The organism is Amycolatopsis melonis (assembly GCF_040064235.1).
Classification (GTDB): domain Bacteria; phylum Actinomycetota; class Actinomycetes; order Mycobacteriales; family Pseudonocardiaceae; genus Amycolatopsis; species Amycolatopsis melonis.
This window is the reverse complement of the sequence record NZ_JBDZYD010000008.1, coordinates 126,309-148,174: the sequence shown is the minus strand read 5'-3', so window position 1 is coordinate 148,174 and position 21,866 is coordinate 126,309. Positions and strand designations below refer to the sequence as shown.

Genomic DNA, 21,866 nt, shown 5'->3' with positions numbered 1-21,866 from the left:
GGTCGCCCCCGCCCGGAACCCGCGAAACTGTCGGCCGTCCCCGGTAGCGTGGAAAACGGGGGCTGCTCAGGCCAGGTCGGACTCGCGGATCACCCGCATGAGCCCCGCCGCCTGCGCCGCGACGAAGACGCCGAGCCGCCAGGAACTCCCGCAGCCGGGCCGCCAGGTCCCGGTCGGCGACGACCCACGGCAGGTGCGCGCCACTCGGCATCCAGGCCGGGCCCCCGGCTGGCCTGAGGACGAACCCGCGTCAGCCCAGCCGGCGGGCAGTCACGAACCGAGCCCGGCCCGTCAGGTCCGTGTGGTCCTCGACGCCGGTCAGCACCCGCCGCGCGCGGACCAGGGCCGGGACCGCCGATCCGTGCGTGTCGTCGTGCTCGATCGCCAGGCCGCCGCCCGGGCGCAGGAGGCGGGCTCCCGCCGCGATCGCGTGGCGGATCACCGCCAGGCCGCTCTCCTCCGCGAACACCGCGCGCGGCGGGTCGTGCTCGGCCACCTCGGGGGGCACCGGCGTGCCCTCCGGGACGTACGGCGGGTTGCACAGCACCAGGTCGACGAGCCCGTCGAGCTCGGCGAACATCGTCGGGTCGCCGATGTCGCCCGAGTACAGGCGGATCGGCGTGTTGCCCGCTTCGGCGTGGACGTCGGCGTTGTGGCGGGCCCACGCCAGCGCCTGCGGGTCGACGTCCACCGCGTAGACCACCGCGTCCGGCCGGGCGTGCGCGACCGCCAGTGCCAGCGCGCCCGAGCCGGTGCACAGGTCGACCACCACCGGGAACTCGCGGCCCTGCAGGAACTTCAGGCCCCACTCCAGCAGCAGCTCGGTCTCCGGTCGCGGCACGAACACCCCCGCGCCGACCGCGACCGTGATGTCGCCGAGCGCGGCCCAGCCGGTCAGGTACTGCAGCGGGATGCGCTTCGCGCGCTGCTGGACGAGCTGGCCGATGGCCTCGATGACCGGCGGGTCGACCAGCGGCACCATCGGCAGCCGCCCGCGTTCGACCCCGAGCACGTGCGCGGCGATCACCTCGGCGTCGAACCGCGGCGAGGCGACGCCCGCGCGCTCGAGGATCCGGGTGGCCTCGATGATGGCCAGGCGCAGCGGCTGCCGATTCACTCGTCGTCCTTCACCTCGTCAAGCCTGGCACACCAGGCGGAACTCCCCCGTCAGGACACGCGCCGGTCCCACGCCGCTCAGCGTATCGAGGCACCCTCAGCGCCCGACGGACAAGTACCCGGCCAGCGTGCTGCGCCGCCGCTGCAGCGCGCCGATCCGGTCGTCCATCGCGGTCAGCTCGCGGTGCAGCACGCCGACCAGCTCCGGGCACAGCTCCAGGTGCGCCTCCTCGCCGCTGGCGCACTCCAGGGCCGAGGAGATCACCTCGGTGTTGAGGCCCGCCGCGAGCAGGCGGCGGATCTGCCGGACCCGCACGACGGCGTCCTCGCCGAAGCTGCGGTAGCCGTTGCTGTCGCGCGCCGCCGTCAGCAGGCCCTGTTCCTCGTAGTAGCGCAGCAGCCGCGTGCTGACGCCGGTGCGTTCCGCGAGCTCGCCGATCCGCATCTGACCCCCGAAAGGTTGACCTTCACACCGATGTGAATGCCTAACGTCGCCGGCATGACCGAACATTTCCGTCATGTCGTCCGCGGGTCCGGCCCGGGTCTCCTGCTCGCTCACGGAGGCGGCGGCAGCATCGAGGGCAACTTCGGCCCGATCCTCGACGACCTCGCGCGCACGCACACCGTCGTCGGCCCCGACTACCCCGGCTCCGGCGCGACGCCCCGCAGCGACCGCCCGCTCGACCTCGACGAGGTCGCCGACGAGCTGGTCGCGATCGCCGTCGGCGCCGGGTGCGAGCGGTTCGCGATCCTCGGCTACTCGCTCGGCACCGCGGTGGCCGTCCGCGCCGCGACGCGGCACCCGGACCGCGTCACCGCGCTGATCCTGACCAGCGGGTTCGCCCGGCTCAACAACCAAATGCGGCTCGCCGTGGACGTCTGGGCGTCGCTGCTGCACGACGACCCGAGGCTGCTCGCGAAGTTCCTCACGCTGGCCGGGACCGGCGCCCGGCACCTGGAATCGCTGACGCCGGAGCAGCTCGCCGCCGCCGTCGACGAGCTGGCCGCGTTCATTCCCGAGGGCAGCCCGGAGCAGGTTCGCCTGGTCGCCGAGGTGGACACCCGCGCCGAGCTGGCCGCGATCACCGTGCCCGCCCTCGTCGTCGCGACCACCCTGGACGGGCTCGCCTCACCCGCGTTGTCGCGCGAACTCGCCGAGGGGCTCCCCCACGCGGAACTCGTCGAGATCGAGGCCGGGCACAACATCGCCGTCGAGGCTCCGGACGCGTGGCTCGCCGCGATCGAGAAGTTCCTCCGGAGCCTGTGACGCGCACCAGTGTTGACAGCACTGTTGCACGCACCGCTCGCATCGGTGGGGCAGGTCGCCACACTCACGCGCATGACTAACAGCCGCGAAACACGGCTCACCGCCAGAATGGAGGGCGACGGGACCGATCTCGCCGCCGCCATTGCGCAGTTCCGCGCGTATATCCTGGCGGGGGCGGACCCCAGGATGCCCCAGACGCCGACCCGCGGGAGCGCAAGTGGAGACCGAGCCGACCGAGCGCCGCCGGGTCGCGTTCATCTTCCCGATCTTCGACGAGGAAGGGAACATCGACCTGCTGCACCGCACGGTCGACGAGGTCACCACGCCACTGTCCGGGCGGTACGAGTTCAGCTTCCTCTACGTCGACGACGGCAGCCGCGACGGCTCACTGGCCCGGCTCACCGAGCTGGCCGCCCGCGACGACCGGGTCACGGTCATCGAGCTGTCGCGCAACTTCGGCCACCAGATGGCCGTCACCGCCGGGCTCGACCTGGTCGACGCGGACGCCGTGATCGTCATGGACAGCGACCTGCAGGACCCGCCGCGGGTGGCCCTGGAGCTGCTGGAGAAGTGGGAAGAGGGCTACGACGTCGTCTACGCGCAGCGCCGGTCGCGGCAGGATTCGGCGTTCAAGCGCTACACCGCGAGCGCGTTCTACTGGTTCCTGCGGAAGATGGCCGCGGTCGACATCCCGAAGAACACCGGCGACTTCCGGCTGATCGACCGGAAGGTGGTCGACGAGCTGCGCAAGTACCGCGAACGCGACCGGTTCCTGCGCGGGCTGGTCAGCTACGTCGGGTTCAAGCAGACCGCGGTGCTGTTCGACCGCGACCGGCGGCACGCGGGCGTCACCGGGTACCCGCTGACGAAGATGCTGCGGTTCGCCGCCGACGGCATCCTCGGGTTCTCGGTGACGCCGCTGCGGATGATCACGCGGATGGGGTACCTCATCTCGCTGCTGAGCTTCCTCGGCGTGCTCTATGTCGTCGGCGTGAAGCTGTTCGCGCCGGAGACCGCGGTGCCCGGCTGGGCGTTCATCACCATCGCGATGTTCTTCCTCGGCGGCATCCAGATCATCATGCTCGGCGTGCTCGGCAGCTACATCGGCCGGACGTACTCGCAGGTGCAGAACCGGCCGCTGTACACGGTGGCGTCGGTGCGCACGGGCGTTCCCGAGCCCACCGAAGCGGACGAGGACCGCCGGAGCGCCGCCCGATGAGGCTCGTCACGGCCACGCAGGTGCGCTTCGGGATCGTCGGGATCGGCAACACGCTGGTCGACGCGCTGGGCTACGCGCTGCTGGCGACGCTCGGCGTGCCGACGTTCCTGGCGAACTTCGTCTCGACGACGGCGGGCATGCTGCTGTCGTTCACGCTGAACCGGAACTTCACCTTCCGGGCCGGGGACGGCGACGTCCGCCGCCAGGCCCTGCTGTTCTTCGGCGTCACCGCCTTCGGGCTGTGGGTGGTGCAGTTCTTCGTGATCCGGCTCGTGGGCCACCTGTTCCCCGGGGTGAACCTGCTGGTGCCGAAGGGCGCCGCGATCGTCGTCGGGCTGTTCTGGAACTACCTGCTCTACCACTACGTCGTGTTCCGGCACCGCCCGGTGAGCCCGGTTCCCGGTGCCGGGCCCGCCGACTCAGCGTGATCTCGTACGCTCTTCCGGGTGCGATCCCGTGAACTGCGCTTCGGCCTGGGCGTCTTCGTCCTGTCCCTCGGCGTGCTGCTGCTCCGGTTCCTCGTGCCGAGGCCGGTCGGGATGGCCGACAACGGCGACGGCTGGCGCCTGCTGTGCGACCTCGGCGGGCGGCACCCGGAGCTCAAGTCCGAGTTCTACGTGCACTTCAGCTACGGGCCGGGCTCGGCGTGCAAGAGCGACTACATCTCCAGCCAGGCCTGGCTGGACTGGTTCGCGAGCAAGCTGGGGAAGGTGCTCGGCTCGTCGGCGGAGCTGAACCTGCTGGTGCTGGGCGCAATCACGTGCGTGCTGGTCGCGGCGGGGGTCGCGGCGACCGTGCTCGGCCTGGAGCTGAGCCGCCGCAACCGCGTCATCGCCGCCGTCCTGCTGCTGCTGGTGATGGCCGACTCGGCGTTCTTCGGCTACTTCGCCTCGGTGCTCAGCGAGGGCGCCGGCTTCCTGGGGATGCTGCTGACCGCGGGCGGGCTGCTGCTGATGCACCGCACGGGCGCGTGGCGGTACTGGGGCGCGGCGCTGACCGTGGTGGGCGCGCTGATCGGCATCAACGCGAAGTCGCAGACGCTGCTGCTGATCCCGCTGTTCGTCCTGGCGCTGGCGCTGGTCCGGCCCGCGGGCGCGCGGGGCCGCGCGCGGTGGCTGGTGCCGCTGGGCGTGCTGGTAATCGTCGGCGCGGGCACGGCGGTCGTGCAGTCCCACGGCGACCCGGCGAACGCCGAGTACCGCGAGGCGAACATGTTCCACGTCGTGTTCGACAGCATCGTCGACGGCAAGCACGACACCGACGCCGACCTCGCGGCGCTGGGCCTGCCGCCGAGCGCGAAGAAGTTCATCGGCAAGGGCTGGTGGGAAGCGAGCCCGTGGCGGGACGCGGACTACAACACCTACCGCGACAAGATCAGCCGCCGCAACGTGGTCGCGTACTACGCCTCGCACCCGGCGCGCACGCTGCAGATCCTCCAGCAGGGCGCGGTCGACACGCTCACCGCGCGCCCGGCCCGGCTGGGCAGCTTCGCCGAGAGCGCGGGGCTGGAGCCGATGGCCAAGGAGTACCGCGTCCCGGTGTTCTCCGGGCTGACCGCGCTGGTGGCGCCGCTCGGGCTGTTCGTGCTGGTCCCGTTCTGGCTGCTGATCGGCTGGGTGGGCGTGCGGGCGTTCCGCCGCCGCGCGCGCGAGTACGGGATCGTGGTGTTCTTCCTGCTGCTGTTCGCGGTGGGCCAGTTCGGGCTGTCCGCGCTGGGCGAGGGCGTCGAGGGCGTGAAGCACCAGCTGCTGACGCTGTTCCCGACGGTGCTGGCCGCGGTGTTCGCGGCGCTGAGCCTGTTCCCCCGGCCGCGTCCGGCCGAGCCTGCCGAACCGGTCACCGAGGTCATCGAGGCCGTGCCGGAGGAGCCGGCCGTCCGCTGACGGCCGGCTCCCGGCGCGGTCACCGCAGATCGGCGAGCAGGTCGTCGAGGGCCTGGCGGAGTGCCGCGGAGTTGTTCTCGCCGAACCAGGTGGTGCGGATGCGCTCGTTGCTGCCGTTCGGGGTTTCGTGGTCGGCGGCCAGCTGCTGCAGCGAGCGCGTCTCGTCGCCGAGGGAACGGCCGACGCCCTGGAAGAGCCCGCGGACGTAGCGCTCGGCCTCCTCCGGGGCGATGCCGTGGCCGGCCGCCCACGACGCCAGGGTGGCGAGGTACGCGTAGTGGGTGGTCAGCGTGCCGGTCAGCGCGGAGAAGACGGCGAAGGCCGCCTCGTCCGCGACCGGGAGCACTCCGCCCAGCCGTGCGAAGAGCGCGGAATGGCTCGCACCAGCGGCGCTTCGGTCCCGAGGGTGGCGCGCAGCTCGTCGTGGCCGACCCCGGCCATCACGTTGACCACGATCTTGCCCGCGTCCACCCGCAGGCCCTCGAGCGCTTCCCGGTAGCCATGGCGGCGCACGGCGATGATCACCAGGTCGGAGCGGTCCACCACCGCCTGGTTGCTCTCGCACACCCGCACGTTTTCGTGGCGCTCGGCCAGTTCCGCGGCCGTGCGGGCGCTGCGCGGTGAGAGGAACACCTCCGGCTGTTCTCCCTCGCCGATGCGCTTCACCGGGCGGTCCCCATCGCCAGCCGGGTGAACTCCGCGAGCGCGTGGTCGATCGGGTGCGGCTGCGGCCTGCCCGCCGCGTCGAGCCGGTTCCACCGCTGCAGGTTCACCGCGACCGCCATCCGCCGCCGCCCGTCGGCGCTGACCACGGCCAGCGTCCCGCCGCCCCAGACGGTGCCGCCGTGTCCCCACACCGGGCCCGCGCCGGGAATCTCCACCGGGTGCATGCCGAGGCCGTAGTCGATCAGCTTGCCTTCCTGGGAGATGATCCGGACGGTGCGCTGCATCTGCGCCAGCGACTCCGGGCGGACGATCTCCCCGGCGAACAGCAGGCCGAAGAAGCGGTTCAAGTCCGCGACGGTCGAGACCAGCCCGGCCGCGGGGCCCACGAAGGACATGTCGTAGACGCTGTAGTCGCGCGGCGGGTCGATCATGCCGAACCACGACTCGTAGAGCCGCGCGTGCGGGCCCTCGATGTGCGGGCCGGCAGGCAGTTCGGTGTCGCGCAGCCCGGCGGGTTCGAAGACGCTCTCGGCGAGGCACTTGCCCGCGTCGATGCCGGTGACGTGCTCCAGCAGTTCGCCCAGCAGCAGGTAGTTGGTGTTGGAGTAGACCCCGGGCGTGCTGCCCGGCGCGCCGGTGGCGGGCGCGGCGACGCCCAGCGCGATCAGCTCGGCGGCGTCGAAGCGGGTGAACCGGTGGTCGTCGAGGCTCTCCGGCCGCGTCTTGGCCGGGTCGGGAAACCCGCGCAGCGAGGGGTAGGCGTACGGCAGGTACTCGGCGAGGCCGCTGGTGTGGTTGATCAGCATCCGGACGGTGATCGCCGCGCCGCGTTCGCCGGGGACCAGCCGCGGCAGGTAGTGCCCGATCGGCGCGTCGAGGTCCAGCAGGCCCTGCTCGGCCTGCCGCAGCACCGCGGCCGTGGTGAACGTCTTGCTGACGCTGCCGATGCGATGCCGCAGGTCAGCGGTGACGGGACGGCCGGTACCGACGTCGGCGACCCCGGCGGCACCGCGCCAGGTGTCGTCGCCGTCGTGCACCTCGGCGAACACGCCGGGCACGCCGGCGCGGTGGATGTTTTCGAGTGCGGAATCCAGTGAGCTGGTCATGGCAAGTCCTTTCGACCCCAGATGTCCTCATTATGCACGCAGTGCGTGCAACAGCAAGTGCATCGCTACACTGACCGCGGACGAGAGGGGCGAGATGACAGGCCGCAGGCGCTGGTCGACCGAAGAGATCCTGGACACGGCGGCGGAGCTGCTGCGCACGAGCGACGCGGAGTCGTTCAGCGTGCGCAAGCTCGCCGCGGCGCTGGGGACCGACTCCTCGAGCCTCTACCGGCACTTCCGCACCAAGACCGAGCTGCTCCGGGCGGTCGCCGACCGGACGCTCGAGGACGCGATGGAGGGCTACCGTCCCGAGGGCGACTGGCAGGAGCGGCTGATGGGCCTCGCGCTGCGCCTGCGGGAGGCGTTCGCGCGGCAACCACAGATCGCCGCGGTCTGGGGACGTTACGCGTCGAGCGGGACCGGCTCCCGGATCGTCATGGAAGAGGTGTTGCAGGCGCTGCGCGCGGCGGGCCTGCCGGAAGACCGCATTCCGGCGGCGTACCACCGGCTGGTCATCCTGATCTCCGCGCTGATCGCCGCGGAAGCGGGGGTCGGCACCCTCAGCCCGGAGGAGCGAGAGCAGGGCATGGAGCTGTTCCGCGTCGCGGTGCTGGGCGCGGACCCCGAGCGCTTCCCGGCGCTGGCGCACTTCGCCCGCGACGTCCAGCCCCTCGGGGCGGACCGGCGCGCGGCGTTCCTGGAACTGTTCGTCGCACAGCTCACCTGGATCGAAGGGAAGATTCCGTGATGCGGATCCGGCACCAGGTCGTCACGTTCGACGCGGCCGACCTCGCGGCCGAGAGCCGCTTCTGGGCGGGCGTCCTCGGCGGCGAGGTCGACGAAGACGGCGACTGGCACATGGTGCTGGTGGACGGCGCACCACGCATCGGCGTGCAGCTCGCCCCGGACCACGTGCCGCCGCAGTGGCCGGACGGTCCCGCCCAGCAGCAGATCCACCTGGACCTGTGGGTCGAGGACTTCGCCGAAGCCCACGAGCACGTCACGGCACTGGGCGCGCGAGTGCTGAAACCGGCGGCGGGAAACACCTCCGGCGACGACTTCCAGGTGTACGCCGACCCGGCCGGGCACCCGTTCTGCCTGTGCTGGCTGGTGTGACGGCCGTGTCGACCCTTTAGTCACGCGTGTCGACCCCGCAATCACGCGTGTCGACCTCCGGCTCACGGGCCGGAAGGGTCGGCTCGCGTGCCTGGAGAGTCGGCTCGCGTGCCTGGAGAGTCGGCTCGCGTGCCTGGAGAGTCGGCTCGCGTGCCTGGAGGGTCGGCTCGCGTGCTTAGAGAGTCGACTCGCGTGCTTGAAGGGTCGACACGCGTGTCTGGAGGGTCGACACGCGTGTCAGCTGGACTGGGCGGCCAGGCGTTCTTCGCGGTCTGCCGTGGCGAGGGCGTCCAGGACGCCGTCGAGGTCGCCGTCGAGGACCTGGTCGAGGTTGTACGCCTTGTAGTTCACCCGGTGGTCCGAAATGCGGTTCTCCGGGAAGTTGTACGTCCGGATCCGCTCCGAGCGGTCCACCGTGCGGACCTGCGAACGGCGGGCGTCGGACGCCTTGGCCGCCGCCTCCTCCTCGGCGATCGCCTGGAGGCGGGCCTGCAGCACCTGCAGGGCCCGGGCGCGGTTCTGGATCTGGGACTTCTCGTTCTGGCAGGACACCACGATGCCGGTCGGCAGGTGGGTGATCCGGACCGCCGAGTCGGTCGTGTTGACGCTCTGGCCGCCCGGGCCCGACGAGCGGAACACGTCGATGCGCAGGTCGTTCGGGTCGATCTCGACCTCGACCTCCTCCGGCTCCGGGTAGATCAGCACCCCGGACGCCGACGTGTGGATGCGGCCCTGTGACTCCGTCGCCGGCACGCGCTGGACGCGGTGCACGCCGCCCTCGAACTTCAGGCGGGCCCACACTCCGTCGACGTCGGCCGTCTTGCTCTTGATCGACAGCGTGACGTCCTTGAAGCCGCCGAGGTCGGAGTCCACCGAGTCGAGGACCTCGGCCTTCCAGCCGTGACGCTCGGCGTAGCGCAGGTACATGCGCAGCAGGTCGCCGGCGAACAACGCCGACTCCTCGCCGCCCTCGCCGGACTTGATCTCCATCACGACGTCGGAGCCGTCGTACGGGTCGCGCGGCAGCAGCAGCTCGGTGAGCTTCGCCTCCAGCTCGGGGATCTTCGCGGCCAGCTCCTCGGCTTCCGCGGCGAACTCCGCGTCCTCCGCGGCCATCTCCCTGGCCGCGGCGAGGTCGTCGCGGGCGGTGTCCAGCTCGCGGACGGCGCGCACGACCGGGGTCAGCTCCGCGTAGCGGCGGCCGAGCTTGCGGGCCCGCGCCTGGTCGGCGTGCACCGCGGGGTCCGCCAGCTGCTGTTCCAGCTCCGCGTGCTCGGCGAGCAGCCCCTTGAGCGAGCTCGAATCCACCTCTGCCACCTCTCAGCCCGAAGGTACGAACCACAAAAAACGACGCCCACCCGCGCAGGCGGGTGGGCGTCGTCGGAAAAGCTACTTGGCGTCGGCCTTCTTCTGGCGCTTGCCGTAGCGAGCCTCGAAGCGCGCGACCCGGCCACCGGTGTCCATGATCTTCTGCTTGCCCGTGTAGAACGGGTGGCAGTTGGAGCAGATCTCGACGTGGATGTTGCCGGAGGTCTTGGTGCTGCGCGTGGTGAAGCTGTTGCCGCAGTCGCAGTTCACGTTCGTGACCACGTACTCGGGGTGAATGCCGCTCTTCATGGTGTCCTCTCTCGTTGGCTCCGGGTCCCCAGTCGTTCACGGGGTGAACCGGCGCCGGACTTCAGCGGGTAATTCTGCCAGACGGGCAGACGCTCACTGGAACGCACCCCGCTGACCAGCTATTCCCGGCGGCGGGTCACGCCGGGGAGCGGCCGACGAAGGCCAGCAGCTTGGCCTGCGGGTCCGCGCCCGGCGGCGGGGGCACGCGGGGCCCGAACGTGTCCGGTGTGCGGGTGATGATCAGCCGGGCGACGGAGAACGACGGCGCGACCAGGTCGGGCTCCATGCGCACGTCCTGGCCGAGCGCGGAGCCGATGTCCCAGGTGTGGACCAGCGTGTCGAAGGTCGCGATCGAGAGGAAGTCCCGGATCGTCGCGTCGGGCCGGTTCTCGGTGAGCCGGGGCGGCGCGGGCCGGTCGAGCACCTCCTCGGTGAGCACGGCGGCCGTGGCCCCGCGGGCGGCACGCCACCCGGCCAGGGGATCGTCGCCGGCGAGTTCGCCGGGGTGCAGCGAGCCCGGCGGGCCGGTCCGTCCGGTGTACTCCTGCCCGGTCAGGTGGTGGCGCAGCACCTCCAGCCCCCAGATGACGTGGCCCACCACGTCGCGCACCGTCCAGCGCTCGCACGCCGACGCCGCGTCCCACTTGTCCGGCGGCACCGCCGCGAGCACGGCGTCGAAGCCGTTCTCGGCGCGCCGGTACCGCTCCAGGATCTCGTCGGGTTCCATGACTCTCCGATGTCCGTTCGTCAGTCGTCTGCCGCCAGGACCGCTTCGACGGCCTTCGTCAGCTGCTCCGCCCCCGGTACCAGCGCCCGGTCGAGCGCCAGCGAGTACGGGATGACCGTGCCGTCCGGCCTGCTGACCCGCCGCGGCGGTGCCACCAGGTCGAACTCCTCGGCCGCCGTCGCGAGCACCTCCGCGCCCAGCCCGCACATGCGGTTGGAGTCGTCGATCACGACCAGGCGCCCGGTCTTGCCGACCGACTTGCGCAGGCAGTCCCAGTCGAAGGGGTAGACCGTCCGCGGGTCGACGATCTCCAGGTCGGCCCGGTCGCTCAGCCGGTCGGCAACCTCCAGGGCGGTGCCGACGCACTGGCCCACCGCCACGACCGTCAGGTCGCTGCCCTCGCGGACGACGTTCGCGGTGCCGAGCGGCACGATCTCCTCGGACCCCGGGTCGGGCACGGCCGTGGACTCCAGCAGCGCCGACGGGGCGAACACGGCCACCGGGTCGGGGTCCTGGATCGCCGCGCGCAGCAGCCCGTAGGCGTCCTCGGGCCGTCCCGGGACCACCGTCTTGACCCCCGCGTGCGCGAGCAGGCTGTAGGGGTTGTCCGAGTGCTGGCCCGCCCAGCCGTACCGCGATCCCGTTCCGGAGATGAGGTAGGTGACCGGCACCCGGACCTGCCCGCCGGTCATCAGCGAGAACTTGTGGGCCTGGTTCACGATCTGCTCGAAGACCAGGTAGATCAGCGAGGAGATCTGGAACTCGATCACCGGCCGCCGCCCGGACATCGCCGCGCCGGTGCCGAAGCTGGTGAAGGACTGCTCGGACAACGGCGTGTCCAGCACGCGTTCCGGGCCGAACCGGGTCAGCAGTCCCGCGGTGACCCCGCTCGCGCCGACCCCCACGTCCTCGCCGAGCAGGAACACGGTTTCGTCGGCGGCCATCTCGGCGTGCATCGCGCGGTTGAGCGCGTGCAGGTAGCCGAAGTCCGCCGGATCGGGCAGCCCGCTCACAGGATCACCCCCGGCCGGACCGCGGCCGGGCCCGCGTACAAGTACATCAGCGCGTCCTCCACATCGGGTGTTTCGGCGTTCTTCGCGAACTCGACCGCTTCGTCGATCTTTTCCCGGATCGTGGCGTCGATTCCGGCGACCACGTCCTTGCCCAGCTTTTCGCCCAGCGCCAGGATCGGATCGCGCTCGCGCCAGGCGGCGACTTCGGCCCGGTCGCGGAATTCGACGCCGAGCTGTTCGAGCACGGAATGGTGGCCGAAGAACCGGTAGGTCCGGCATTCGAGGAACGCCGGGCCCGCCCCGTCGCGGCACCGCGCGACCAGTTCCGCGGTCGCGTCGGCCACGGCCTCGACGTCCATGCCGTCGACCGAGCGCGCCACCATCCCGAAGCCCTCCGCGCGCCTCGCCGCGCTGCCCGCGAGCCCCGAGTCGAGCCGGAGGCTCGTCGCGTACATGTTGTTCTCGCAGACGAACAGCATGGGCAGCGACCAGATGGCGGCGAGGTTGAACGCTTCCAGCAGGACGCCCTGGCTCATCGCCCCGTCGCCGAAGAAGCTGACGACGACCTCCGAGCTGCCGCGGCTCTTCGCGGCCCAGGCGGCACCGGCGGCGATCGCGCCGCCCGCCCCGACGATCCCGTTGGCGCCCAGGATGCCCAGCCGCATGTCCGCGGCGTGCATCGAGCCGCCGCGGCCCTTGTTGAACCCTTCGACGGTGCCGAGCAGCTCGGCGAGCAGCCGCCGCGGCTCGGCGCCCTTCGCCAGCACGTGCCCGTGCCCGCGGTGGGTGCTGGTGATGAGATCGCGGTCGGTCAGGTTCGCGCAGACGCCGGCCGCGACGGCCTCCTGCCCGATGTAGGGGTGGATGCCCCCGATGATCTCGCCGGAAATCGCCATCTCCAGGCAGCGTTCTTCGAATTCCCGGATCAGTTTCATGGACGAGTACAGGTCGATCTGACGCTTGAGGTCGGTTTTCACCACAGTCCTTCGCAATCTACGACGAGACGGGCCGGCGGAGCATTTTGTCGACGTAGCGGAGCAGCGCGCGGTCGTCGGGACCCGGCGCGACGATCGGGGTGAAACCGTCGTCGGGCCAGGCGACGGCGTCGCCGGGCGGGGAATCGAAGAGCAGCTTGAGAATCGCGTGCTCCTCGGGCAGCCGGGTCTCCAGCAGCGCCAGCCAGTCCGCCACCGGCAGGGTGTCGAGGGGCGTGCCCGTGCCGCGCACCAGCTCCACCAGGTGCGCGAGCCGGACCGGCTGCCGGCTGGTCAGCACGAACCGGTGCCCGTCCGACGGCCATTCGACGCCGAGCCGGGCCAGCAGGCCCGCGGTCTCGTCGACCGCGATCCACGGTTCCGCCAGCTCGGTGTCGGGTGCCGCGCCCAGCTCGATGATGGTCCGCAGCACCCGCAGCATGATGTCGCGGGTGTTGCCCTGCCCGGTGCGCGAATCCCCGACGATCCGGGGCAGCCGGTAGATCGCCGACGGCACTCCTTGCTCGTACGCGGCGGTGACCAGCTGCTCGGCGTGCGCCTTGCTTTCGGCGTACCCGGTGCGGCCGTCGCGGTCGCCGGCGGCGGAAATGGTGGACACGAACTGCACCGGCTTGAGCCGCGTGGTGACGGCCAGCCGGATCAGCTCGCGGGTGCCGCCCACGTTGGCCCCTTCGAGCTGTTCGTAGCTGGACAGCGCGTCGACGCGGGCACCGTTGTGGCAGATCAGGTCGATGCCCGCGGCCAGCCTGCCGAAGACCTCCGCGGGGAGGCCCAGCCCGGGTGCCGCGAGATCGCCGGGCACGACCGCGACCCGCTCGAGGTCGACCTCGTCCCCGAGGCCGTAGCGGTCGAGGTTCGCGCGCAGCCGGTCCCACGCCGTGGGCTCGTCGGCGGCCCGGACGAGGCAGTGCACGCGCCCGCCGGTCCTGGCCAGCAGCTCGCGGACCAGGTAGGCCCCGACGAAGCCGGTCGCTCCGGTGAGCAGGACGTCCGAGACGCCGCCGGGCGAGCGCGGCGGCAGCGGGCCGGGAACGATCCCGCGCAACGCGGCCACGGGGTCGAACGAGCGGGCGGACGGCGTACTCGCCTGCCCGCTGTCCAGCTCCTCGGCCAGCTTCGCGATCGTCGGCCGCTCGAACAGCGCCCGCAACGGCAGTTTCGTCCGGAACGCGGCCTGGATCCGGACGGCGAGCTGGGCGGCCTTCAGCGAATGCCCGCCGACGTCGAAGAAGCTGTCGTCGCGGCCGACGCTGTCGAGGCCGAGCACCTCGGCCCAGATCGCGGCGAGTGCTTCCTCGGTGGCGTTCCGCGGGCCCTCGGCGGGGGTCGCCCGGGTGCTGCCGCCCGGCTCGGGCAGGGCACGGACGTCGAGCTTCCCGTTGGGGGTCAGCGGGAGTTCGGGCAGGGCCACGAACGCCGCGGGCACCAGGTATTCCGGCAGCCGTGCACGCAGGTGAGCACGCAGTGCGTGCTCGGCGAACTTCGCCCCGCCGGCCAGCGTGACGTACCCGACGAGCGTCTTCTGTCCCGGAGCGGATTCCCGCGCCACGACCGCGGCCTGGGCGACGTCCGGATGGGTCCGCAGCGCGGCTTCGACCTCCCGGGGTTCGATGCGGTAGCCGCGGATCTTGACCTGGTCGTCGACGCGCCCGAGGTATTCGAGGTCGCCGTCGGCGTTGTGCCGGACGATGTCCCCGGTCCGGTAGAGCCGGTCGCCGCTGCTGTGGACGAACTGTGCCGCGGTGAGTTCCGGCTGTCCCCGGTAGCCCCGGGCGACCCCGGGCCCGGCCACGTGCAGTTCTCCCGGCACCCCGGCGGGGGTGAGCCGGCCGTGGCCGTCGAGGACGTACCCGCGCGTGTTGCCGATCGGACGGCCGATGGGGATGCCGGTGGCGTCTGCGGGCACCGGGCCGGTGATCGGGTGGCAGGTGGCGAACGTGGTGCATTCGGTCGGGCCGTAGCCGTTGAAGAACCGCGTTTCGGGCAGGGCGGCGACGGCGCGGCGGACGTGGCCCACCGACAGCGCCTCGCCGCCGACGAGCAGGTTGCGGACTCCGGCCAGCGCGCCGGTGTCCTCGTCGACGATGTGGTTGAACAACGACGACGTCAGCCACATCGTGGAGATCCGGTGGCGCGTGATCACGTCGGCGAGCGGCCGCGCGGTGAGGACGCGCTCGGTGGAGACGACGCAGGTGGCGCCGGTGAGCAGGGCTCCCCACACTTCGAAAGTGGCGGCGTCGAACGAGATCGCCGACGCGTGCAGCACCACTTCGCCGGGGCCGAGGATGCCGTCCGGCAGCCCGGTGACCAGGCGGGCGATCGCCCGGTGCTCGATCTCGACGCCCTTGGGCCGCCCGGTCGAGCCGGACGTGTAGATGACGTAGGCCAGGTCCCGGGCGTCCACCGGCTGCCCGACCGCGGTCTCCGGCTCGTCGCCGAGGGCGGGATCGCCGGTCAGCTCGGGCGTGACGACCAGGCGGGCTTCGCTTTCGGTCAGCAGGAGCCGACGGCGTTCCTCGGGGTACTCCGGGTCGATCGGGAGGTACGCGGCCCCGGTCTTCAGCACCGCGAGCAACGCGGTGACCAGGTCGACCGAGCGCGGCAGGCACACCCCGACGACGGTGCCGGGCCCGGCACCCCGGCCGCGCAGCCGGTGGGCGAGCCGGTTGGACCGGCGGTCCAGCTCGGCGTAGGTCAGCGACGTGTCCCCGCAGACCAGGGCGGTCGCCTGCGGACGGCGGGCGGCCTGTCCGGCGAACATCGCGGTCACCGTGGCCGGCTCCGGCAACGTCTTCGCCGTGTCGTTCCAGGTTTCCGCCAGCCACCGGGCCTCGGCCTCGCCCATCATCGGCAGGGCCGACAGCGGGCGGTCCGCGTCGGCCGCGACCGCGCCGAGCAGCTGCCGGAAGTGCTCGGCGAACCGCTCGATCGTGACCCGGCCGAACAGGTCGGCGCGGTAGTGCAGCCGCGCCTCAAGCGCGTCCGGCCGGTCCGTCATCCGGAGGTCGAGGTCGAACGGCTCGGCGTCCGCATCGTCGTCCGGCCGCGGCCCCAGCCGGAAGGCGGCCTGGGCGAGCGGGCGGCGGCTGAAGTCCCGCCGGGGCGCCAGTTCCGCCACCAGCCGCTCGAACGGGACGTCCTGGTGCGCGTACCCGCCCAGGGTCGTCTCGTGCACCCGCGCCAGCAGCTCCGGAAAGGCGGGCTCACCGGCCAGGCCGGTGCGCAGCACCAGGGTGTTGCCGCCGGTCTCGGCGGGCACGCCCACCGTCACGTCATCGGTGCGGCCGTAGCGGGACAGGACGACGGTGTACGCCGCCAGCAACGTCGTGAACAGCGTGACGCCATGGCGGCCGCTCAACTCGCGCAACCGGACGGCGACCTCGGAATCCACGGTGAAGGCCAGCGAATCGCCCGGCCCGGACGGCACCGGCGGGCGGACGCGGTCCGTCGGCAGGTCCAGCACCGCGGGCGCACCGGTGAGCTGCTGGCGCCAGTACTCCAGCGGTTCGCGCAGCGCGCCGAAGAGCGGCTCGTCAGGGTTCTCCAGTCCCTGCTCGACGAGCCGGACGAACCGATGCGCGAGACGCTCCACTGTGGACCGATGGAACAGCGCGGCGCGGAAGGTCAGCGTGCCGTAGAGCTTCCCGCCCTGCAGGTGGGTGACCAGCTCCAGGTCGAAGCGGGTGTTCACGCCCGCCCACGGCAGCAGCGTGACCTCGCCTTCGGACGGCACGGCCAGTTCGCCGTTGTGCACCACCACGACGTCGAAGATCGCGTTGCGGCCCGGTTCCCGTTCGGGCTGGACCTCGGCGACCACCTGCTCGAACGGCGCCTTCTGGTGGGCGTAGGCCGCGGCCACCTTGGCGTGCGCCAGCTTGAGCAGCTGCCGGAACGACGTCGACGGCGTGATTTGACTGCGCAGCACCACGGTGTTGACGAAGAAGCCGAGGACGTCGGCGAACCGTCGGTCGTCGCGGCCGGCCAGCACCGTCCCGATCGTCACGTCCTCCTGTCCGGTTTGGACGGACATCAGCGCCTGGAACACCGCGGCCATCACGCTCGAGAGCGCACACCGGTTCCGCAGGGCGAAGCTGTTGAGCGCCGCGGTGAGGTCGGCAGGCAGTTCGAAGTAGACGTGGTCGCTGGCGAACGCGGGCCCGGCCGGACGCGGCCGGTCGGTCGGCAGCTCCAGCTGCTCGAAGCCGTCGAGTTCCTTGCGCCAGTACTCGACGTGCTCCGCGACGGTCTCGGCGCCGGCCGCGGCCCGCTGTGCCGCGACGAACTCCTGGTAGGTCACCTCGGTCGGCGGCGGGGCAGGCGACCGGTACCAGGAAATGAGGTTCTCGGTCACGATCTGCAGGGACCGGCCGTCGATGACGATGTGGTGGAACACCAGGCACAGCACGGCAGAGCCGTCCGCGCAGTCGACCGCCACGGCCCGCACGGGCGGGGCCGCGGTCAGGTCGAACGGCTGGGCGGCCAGCTCCCCCGCGTGCACCTGCCAGTCGTGTTCGCCAGGCCCGGCGGTCCGCCGGGTCACCGGGATGCGGAAGCCGGTCACCTCGGTGGCGGCGGGCAGCCCGGAGTCGTCCACGGCGAACGTCCAGCGGAGCACGGGGTGGGCGGCGACGAGCGCGTCGAGGGCCTCCTCGAGCGCGGCGTGGTCGATGCCGTCGCGGAAGCGCAGCACGATCGGGATGTTGTACGCGGCGCTGCTCTGGTCGAGCTGCTGCAGCAACCACAGCCGCTCCTGCCCGAGAGACAACCTCATCGGGTCCTCCTCCATCAGGCGTTCACCGGGCGCTTGCCCCGGATCGCGGATTCGATCAGGACTTGTTCGTCGGCTTTTCCGTTGCGGGTCAGCGGAATCTCGTCGACCACGACCCACAGCCCGGGGATCGCGTAGTTCGGCAGCCGGTCGGCCAGGTACGCGCGGAACGACGGCACATCGGCGTCGGCACCGGGCTGCACGACGACGGCGGCGACGAGCTGGGGGCTGCGGCCCGCCTGCCGGGACACGACGATCACGGCGTCCCGGACGTCCGGGTGCCCGGCCAGCAGGGTGCTGATCTCCTCGGTCTCGATGCGGTGCCCGTCGAGCTTGATCTGGTTGTCCGCGCGGCCGAGGAAGACCAGGTTGCCGCGCGGGTCGAGGCGGACGAGGTCCCCGGTGCGGTACAGGCGTTCGCCGACGTCCGGGGAGAAGTGCCCGAACCGGCTGCCGGTCTCGGCTTCGTCGCCGAGGTAGCCGTCGGCCAGCCCGGCCCCGGCCGCGTACAGCTGGCCGACCCCGCCCGGCGGGACGAGCCGGGCGTTGTGGTCCAGCACGAAGACCCGGGTACCGGCGATCGGCCTGCCGATGGGCAGCGGCCCGGTGACCTCCTCGCCGGAGCGCACGGTGTACGTGGTCGTGAACGTGGTGTTCTCGGTGGGGCCGTACCCGTTCGTGAGCAGCAGCCCGGGATGCAGCTCGAACAGCTTCGCCACGCAGTCGTGCGGCACGACCTCTCCCCCGCTGACGAGCCAGCGCAACCCGGTCAGCGCCCGCGGCCGGGACGTGACGACCAGCCGGAACAGGCTGGCCGTCAGCCAGGCGACCGTGACTTCCCGCTCGGCGAGGAACTTCTCGAGCTTGCCGACCGTGGGGAGCTTCCCGGGAAAGGCTTCCAGGGTCGCGCCGTTGAGCAGCGTCACCCAGATCTCGTAGGTGGACGCGTCGAACGCCAGCGGTGCCATGCGCAGCACGCGGTCGCCGGGCCGCATCCGCAGCTCGGGCGTGCACGCGAGCCGCGTCACCGCCCGGTGCGGCACGACGACGCCCTTCGGTTCGCCGGTGGATCCGGAGGTGAACGCGACGTACGCCGGGCGCCCGGGATCGGTGTGCTCGCCGGGCCGGAAGTCCGGGCCGGCCTGCCCCGGCTGCCAGACGTCGACGCGGGTCACCTCGCGCAGGGCGGGATGCCCGGACGTCCCGGAGTCGGTCACGGCCACCGTCGGCGCCAGCTTGCCGATGATCCGCCGCAGCCGGGCTTCCGGCGCGTCGTCGTCGAAGCCCGCGTAGGCGGCGCCGAGACTGATGATCGCGAGCAGCGCCACGACTTCGCCTGCCGACCTGCGGGTCGCGACGAGCACCGTGTCCCCGGGCCGGACCCCGGCGTGCCACAGGACTCCGGCGTACTCGTCGGCGGCCCGCGCGAGCTGCCCGTAGGTCAGCTCGACGGCCGCGTCGCGGACCGCGACGGCGTCGGGCCGCTGCCGCACCTGCTCGCGGAACAGGGTGCCGATGTCGGCCGCGGGCACGTCGGCGCCGGCCAGCCCGTCGAGGATGCGACGGCGCTGCGGGGCAATGCAGCGCACGTCCTCGAGCGGGCCGTCGAGGGAGGTCAGCTCGGTCACCGCGGCGGCGACGTCGGCGGTGAACCCGTGCTCGGCGTCGGGGACCTCGACGCCGAACCGGACTTCGCCGGACCGCAGATCCGCGTGCGGGGACGCGAGTTCGAGGTCCGCGGGCCCGTCGGCGGCCGGGTGCACCGTCCGCAGGAAGTCGCCGACGCGGACGCGGTCGTCGACGCGGACCCGGACCACCCGGCCACCGGCCGCGACCGTCGCTTCGGACGCCGCGGTCCACCGGCACAGCGTCAGCGCGAACGCGGCGACGACGACGGCGGCACGGTCACCCGTGGTCCCGAGCGCGGCGGTGAGGTCGTACGGAGCGGCTCGCGCGTCAGGCATCGGCCCTGCTTCCGCTCGCCACTGCGTCCGCGGGCCGGCGCAGCAGCCGGACGTGCAGGTGGTCGGGACGGCGGAAGATGTGGCCGCGTTCGCGCAGCCGCCAGAATCCCGGCCGGACGCCGTCGAGCGAGCCGCTGAGCCGGACGCCGCCGAACCGCTGCGACAGCCGCTCGAACAGTGTGTCGAACTCCGCGAGGGCGAGCTGGATGCCCAGGCAGGTGTGCGGCCCGGACGAGAAGGCCAGCAGCCGCTGGTCCGGCCGTCCCGGCCGCCACACGTCCGGGTCCTCGAACGTCCGCTCGTCGCGGCTCGCGCTGCCCAGCGACAGCAGGAGCGTGGACCGGCGCGGGACGTCCACCCCGTGCAGGGTCAGATCCCGCGACGCGTACCGCAGGATGGTGTGGCTCGGGGGTTCCCACCGCAGCGTTTCGCGGACGACCTGGTCCCGGTAGGCAGGGTCGGCCAGCGCGGACAGCTCGACGTTGTGCGCCAGCACGGCGTACATGATCTTGCCGATGGTGGCGACGCTGGTTTCCGTGCCCGCCAGCAGGAACAGCGTGGCCGTGCCGAGCAGGGACTCGTCGAGCGGCTCGCCCGGCGGGAAGGCGAGGTCGAGGAAGGGCATCCGGTCGCCCTCGCGGCGGCGCGCGAGCTTCTCCTTGAGGTAGGCGATCAGCTCCGCCTTGGCCGCCAGTGCCGGGTCCAGCGCGGTCGCCGGGAACTCGATCGCGCCGGCCAGCGGCAGCACCCGCGGACGCAGCCAAGCCGCATCCTCCGGCGGCACGCCGAAGAGCCGCGTGACCATCGCGTAGGGCACGCCGACCGCGACGCGCTCCATGAATTCGATGTCGACGTCGGGCGCGGACCCCATTTCGGCCTCGATCGAGTCGAGCACCTGGTCCACCGCCGGGACGAGGATCTCCGAACGCAGCCGCTTCACCGAGCCACCCACGAACAGCGGCGTGAACAGCTTCCGCAGCTCGCGGTGGCGCGGCCCGTCGGCGTCCAGCAGCGTCGGGCCGAACAGCCGGCGGCTGCTGCGCATCGGGAACCCGCTCACCACCTGACGGTCGGTCAGCAGCTCGACGACGTCTTCGAACCGGGTGACCAGGAACGCCCGGAACGCCTCCGACCAGTGCACCGGATCGGACCGGCGCAGCTCCTTGTAGATGGGCCACGGGTCGGCGAGGAACTCGTCGGACCCGAAGTCCAGCCGCACTTCCGCGGTGCTCATCGCGTACCTCCGCCACTCATCGCCTCGGTCCGGCGCTTCATCTGACGGCTCGCCTCTTCCGCCGTCAGCTTCATGGACTCCGCGGCGCCATCGGAGCCGCCGAAGAGCGCGGGCAGGACCTCCTGCGCGATCCCCGTCAGCTGCTCGCACGTCGCCTGGTGCGAAATCCATTCGGGGACGAAGAAGTTGAGCGACACGGGATCGCCGAGGCGGTCGAGCAGTTCGCGCACCTTCTGCGCGCACGTCGGGGCGTCGCCGATGATGAACGCGCCCGAGTCGACCAGGCTCTCCAGCGTCTTGCGGTGTGCCACCGGGGAAGCCGGGATCGGCATGCCGAGCACTTCGCGGTACAGGCCGGTGCGCAGTGCGGAAAAGCCGTCAAGCAGCTCGTCGATGCCCGCGGCCGCGGAGTCGGCGATGTGGACGAAGACGTTGCACCGCACGCGCGTGCCGCCCTCGGACTTGTTGCGGTAGGCCTCGACGCGCTCGATCAGGGCGCCGACGGGGTCCTTGTCCATCCCGGGACGGATGGCGCCCCACGGCGGCACCACGTGCACGGTCGGGGTCGTCGCGGTGTCGGCGAGCAGCTCGATCCCGGCGTCGCTCAGCGAGGACGCGACCACCGTCTCGATGGCGCCGCGCAGCGGCCTGAGCTGCAGGACCGCCTTCTTCACGGTGAACCACGGGGTCGTGGTGTCGACCGTCTCGCCGTTGAGCAGTGCCTGCACGACTTCCAGCGCCGCGCGGAAGTGCGCGCGGACGGTGTCCGGGTCCACGCCGGTCATTTCCATGTCGTGGACGTAGGTCCCGGTCCCGACACCGAGAATGGCCCGGCCCGCCGTGAGGTGGTCGAGCAGCACCATCCGTTCCGCGACGTGCAGGGGGTGGTGGTAGGGCAGCGGGATCACGCCGGTGGCCAGCCGGATGCGGCGGGTTTCGCGGGCCACCGCCGCGATGAAGACGTCGGGGGAGCTGAGCGTGCTCCACCCGCTGGAATGGTGTTCACCGATCCAGAACTCGTCGAACCCCAGGTCGTCGGCCAGCCCGCAGACCTCGAGGTCGTGCCGCAACGCCGTGTGCGGGCTGACCGCGGGGTTGTGGAACGAGGGCAGGAAGCAGCCGAATGCCTTTTCGGACATGAAGAAAACCCCAAATCTCTTTTCAGCGGACGGTGG

General features: G+C 71.9%; 21 protein-coding genes. 6 read left to right on the top strand and 15 right to left on the bottom strand.

Features of this window, described 5'->3' with window-relative positions; all coding sequences use genetic code 11:
- Positions 1-66: 66 nt before the first annotated feature.
- From ABJI51_RS22345 to ABJI51_RS22335, 3 genes are all read right to left on the bottom strand, one after another.
- Entirely contained in the window at positions 67-204 is a 138-nt protein-coding gene (locus ABJI51_RS22345; RefSeq protein WP_348953195.1) for a hypothetical protein, read from the bottom strand.
- A 46-nt stretch (positions 205-250) separates the two neighbouring features.
- Positions 251-1,117: a peptide chain release factor N(5)-glutamine methyltransferase gene (gene prmC / locus ABJI51_RS22340; protein ID WP_348953194.1), complete on the bottom strand. Its 867-nt coding sequence runs from the start codon at positions 1,115-1,117 to the stop codon at positions 251-253.
- A gap of 96 nt (positions 1,118-1,213) precedes the next feature.
- Positions 1,214-1,561 (bottom strand): MerR family transcriptional regulator, encoded by a 348-nt coding sequence (locus ABJI51_RS22335; RefSeq protein WP_348953193.1) that lies wholly within the window; start codon positions 1,559-1,561, stop codon positions 1,214-1,216.
- Between the two features lie 54 nt (positions 1,562-1,615).
- On the opposite strand from ABJI51_RS22335, the gene ABJI51_RS22330 reads away from it, so the two are divergent.
- The 4 genes from ABJI51_RS22330 (at position 1,616) to wsfD (ending at position 5,485) form a co-directional block, all read left to right on the top strand.
- Positions 1,616-2,383 carry an alpha/beta fold hydrolase gene (locus ABJI51_RS22330; RefSeq protein WP_348953192.1) on the top strand — a complete coding sequence of 256 codons (768 nt, stop codon included), beginning with the start codon at positions 1,616-1,618 and terminating at the stop codon, positions 2,381-2,383.
- A 217-nt stretch (positions 2,384-2,600) separates the two neighbouring features.
- On the top strand, positions 2,601-3,602 hold the full coding sequence (locus tag ABJI51_RS22325) for a glycosyltransferase (protein ID WP_348953191.1): 1,002 nt from the start codon (positions 2,601-2,603) through the stop codon (positions 3,600-3,602).
- The gene (locus tag ABJI51_RS22320; protein WP_348953190.1) at positions 3,599-4,030 is read left to right on the top strand and encodes a GtrA family protein; all 432 of its coding nucleotides are present in this window, start codon (positions 3,599-3,601) and stop codon (positions 4,028-4,030) included. The genes ABJI51_RS22325 and ABJI51_RS22320 overlap by 4 nt, the downstream gene beginning before the upstream one ends.
- 18 nt (positions 4,031-4,048) lie before the next feature.
- Positions 4,049-5,485 (top strand): glycan biosynthesis hexose transferase WsfD, encoded by a 1,437-nt coding sequence (wsfD, locus tag ABJI51_RS22315; protein WP_348953189.1) that lies wholly within the window; start codon positions 4,049-4,051, stop codon positions 5,483-5,485.
- A gap of 19 nt (positions 5,486-5,504) precedes the next feature.
- On the opposite strand, the gene ABJI51_RS22310 is transcribed toward wsfD, so the two are convergent.
- Genes ABJI51_RS22310 through ABJI51_RS22300 form a run of 3 tightly spaced genes read right to left on the bottom strand, consistent with a single transcriptional unit; the run spans position 5,505 to position 7,257 of the window.
- On the bottom strand, positions 5,505-5,831 hold the full coding sequence (locus ABJI51_RS22310) for a pyrroline-5-carboxylate reductase dimerization domain-containing protein (protein ID WP_348953188.1): 327 nt from the start codon (positions 5,829-5,831) through the stop codon (positions 5,505-5,507).
- Positions 5,783-6,151: an NAD(P)-binding domain-containing protein gene (locus ABJI51_RS22305; RefSeq protein ID WP_348953187.1), complete on the bottom strand. Its 369-nt coding sequence runs from the start codon at positions 6,149-6,151 to the stop codon at positions 5,783-5,785. Before ABJI51_RS22305 ends, ABJI51_RS22310 begins: the two co-directional genes overlap by 49 nt.
- On the bottom strand, positions 6,148-7,257 hold the full coding sequence (locus tag ABJI51_RS22300; protein ID WP_348953186.1) for a serine hydrolase domain-containing protein: 1,110 nt from the start codon (positions 7,255-7,257) through the stop codon (positions 6,148-6,150). Before ABJI51_RS22300 ends, ABJI51_RS22305 begins: the two co-directional genes overlap by 4 nt.
- Before the next feature lie 94 nt (positions 7,258-7,351).
- Between ABJI51_RS22300 and ABJI51_RS22295 the strand changes: the two genes are divergently transcribed.
- Positions 7,352-8,005 carry a TetR/AcrR family transcriptional regulator gene (locus tag ABJI51_RS22295; protein ID WP_348953185.1) on the top strand — a complete coding sequence of 218 codons (654 nt, stop codon included), beginning with the start codon at positions 7,352-7,354 and terminating at the stop codon, positions 8,003-8,005.
- Positions 8,005-8,373, top strand: coding sequence for a VOC family protein (locus tag ABJI51_RS22290; RefSeq protein WP_348953183.1), 369 nt, complete (start codon positions 8,005-8,007; stop codon positions 8,371-8,373). Before ABJI51_RS22295 ends, ABJI51_RS22290 begins: the two co-directional genes overlap by 1 nt.
- 237 nt (positions 8,374-8,610) lie before the next feature.
- Here the strand turns inward: ABJI51_RS22290 and prfA are convergent, their stop codons facing one another.
- From prfA to ABJI51_RS22245, 9 genes are all read right to left on the bottom strand, one after another.
- On the bottom strand, positions 8,611-9,681 hold the full coding sequence (prfA, locus tag ABJI51_RS22285) for a peptide chain release factor 1 (RefSeq protein ID WP_348953182.1): 1,071 nt from the start codon (positions 9,679-9,681) through the stop codon (positions 8,611-8,613).
- 81 nt (positions 9,682-9,762) lie between these two features.
- On the bottom strand, positions 9,763-9,990 hold the full coding sequence (rpmE, locus tag ABJI51_RS22280) for a 50S ribosomal protein L31 (RefSeq protein ID WP_003102730.1): 228 nt from the start codon (positions 9,988-9,990) through the stop codon (positions 9,763-9,765).
- 136 nt (positions 9,991-10,126) lie between these two features.
- Entirely contained in the window at positions 10,127-10,717 is a 591-nt protein-coding gene (locus ABJI51_RS22275) for a TIGR03086 family metal-binding protein (RefSeq protein ID WP_348953180.1), read from the bottom strand.
- 20 nt (positions 10,718-10,737) lie between these two features.
- The gene (locus ABJI51_RS22270) at positions 10,738-11,730 is read right to left on the bottom strand and encodes an alpha-ketoacid dehydrogenase subunit beta (RefSeq protein WP_348953179.1); all 993 of its coding nucleotides are present in this window, start codon (positions 11,728-11,730) and stop codon (positions 10,738-10,740) included.
- A complete protein-coding gene (locus ABJI51_RS22265; RefSeq protein WP_348953178.1) occupies positions 11,727-12,707 on the bottom strand; it encodes a thiamine pyrophosphate-dependent dehydrogenase E1 component subunit alpha in 981 nt (326 codons plus the stop codon). The genes ABJI51_RS22270 and ABJI51_RS22265 overlap by 4 nt, the downstream gene beginning before the upstream one ends.
- 16 nt (positions 12,708-12,723) lie before the next feature.
- The gene (locus ABJI51_RS22260) at positions 12,724-17,496 is read right to left on the bottom strand and encodes an amino acid adenylation domain-containing protein (protein ID WP_348953176.1); all 4,773 of its coding nucleotides are present in this window, start codon (positions 17,494-17,496) and stop codon (positions 12,724-12,726) included.
- Between the two features lie 14 nt (positions 17,497-17,510).
- Complete coding sequence (locus tag ABJI51_RS22255; protein ID WP_348953175.1) at positions 17,511-19,457, bottom strand: amino acid adenylation domain-containing protein; 1,947 nt, start codon at positions 19,455-19,457, stop codon at positions 17,511-17,513.
- Positions 19,450-20,691, bottom strand: a complete 1,242-nt coding sequence (locus ABJI51_RS22250; RefSeq protein WP_348953174.1) for a cytochrome P450 — start codon at positions 20,689-20,691, stop codon at positions 19,450-19,452. Before ABJI51_RS22250 ends, ABJI51_RS22255 begins: the two co-directional genes overlap by 8 nt.
- A complete protein-coding gene (locus ABJI51_RS22245; RefSeq protein ID WP_348953173.1) occupies positions 20,688-21,830 on the bottom strand; it encodes an LLM class flavin-dependent oxidoreductase in 1,143 nt (380 codons plus the stop codon). The genes ABJI51_RS22250 and ABJI51_RS22245 overlap by 4 nt, the downstream gene beginning before the upstream one ends.
- Between the last annotated feature and the right edge of the window lie 36 nt (positions 21,831-21,866).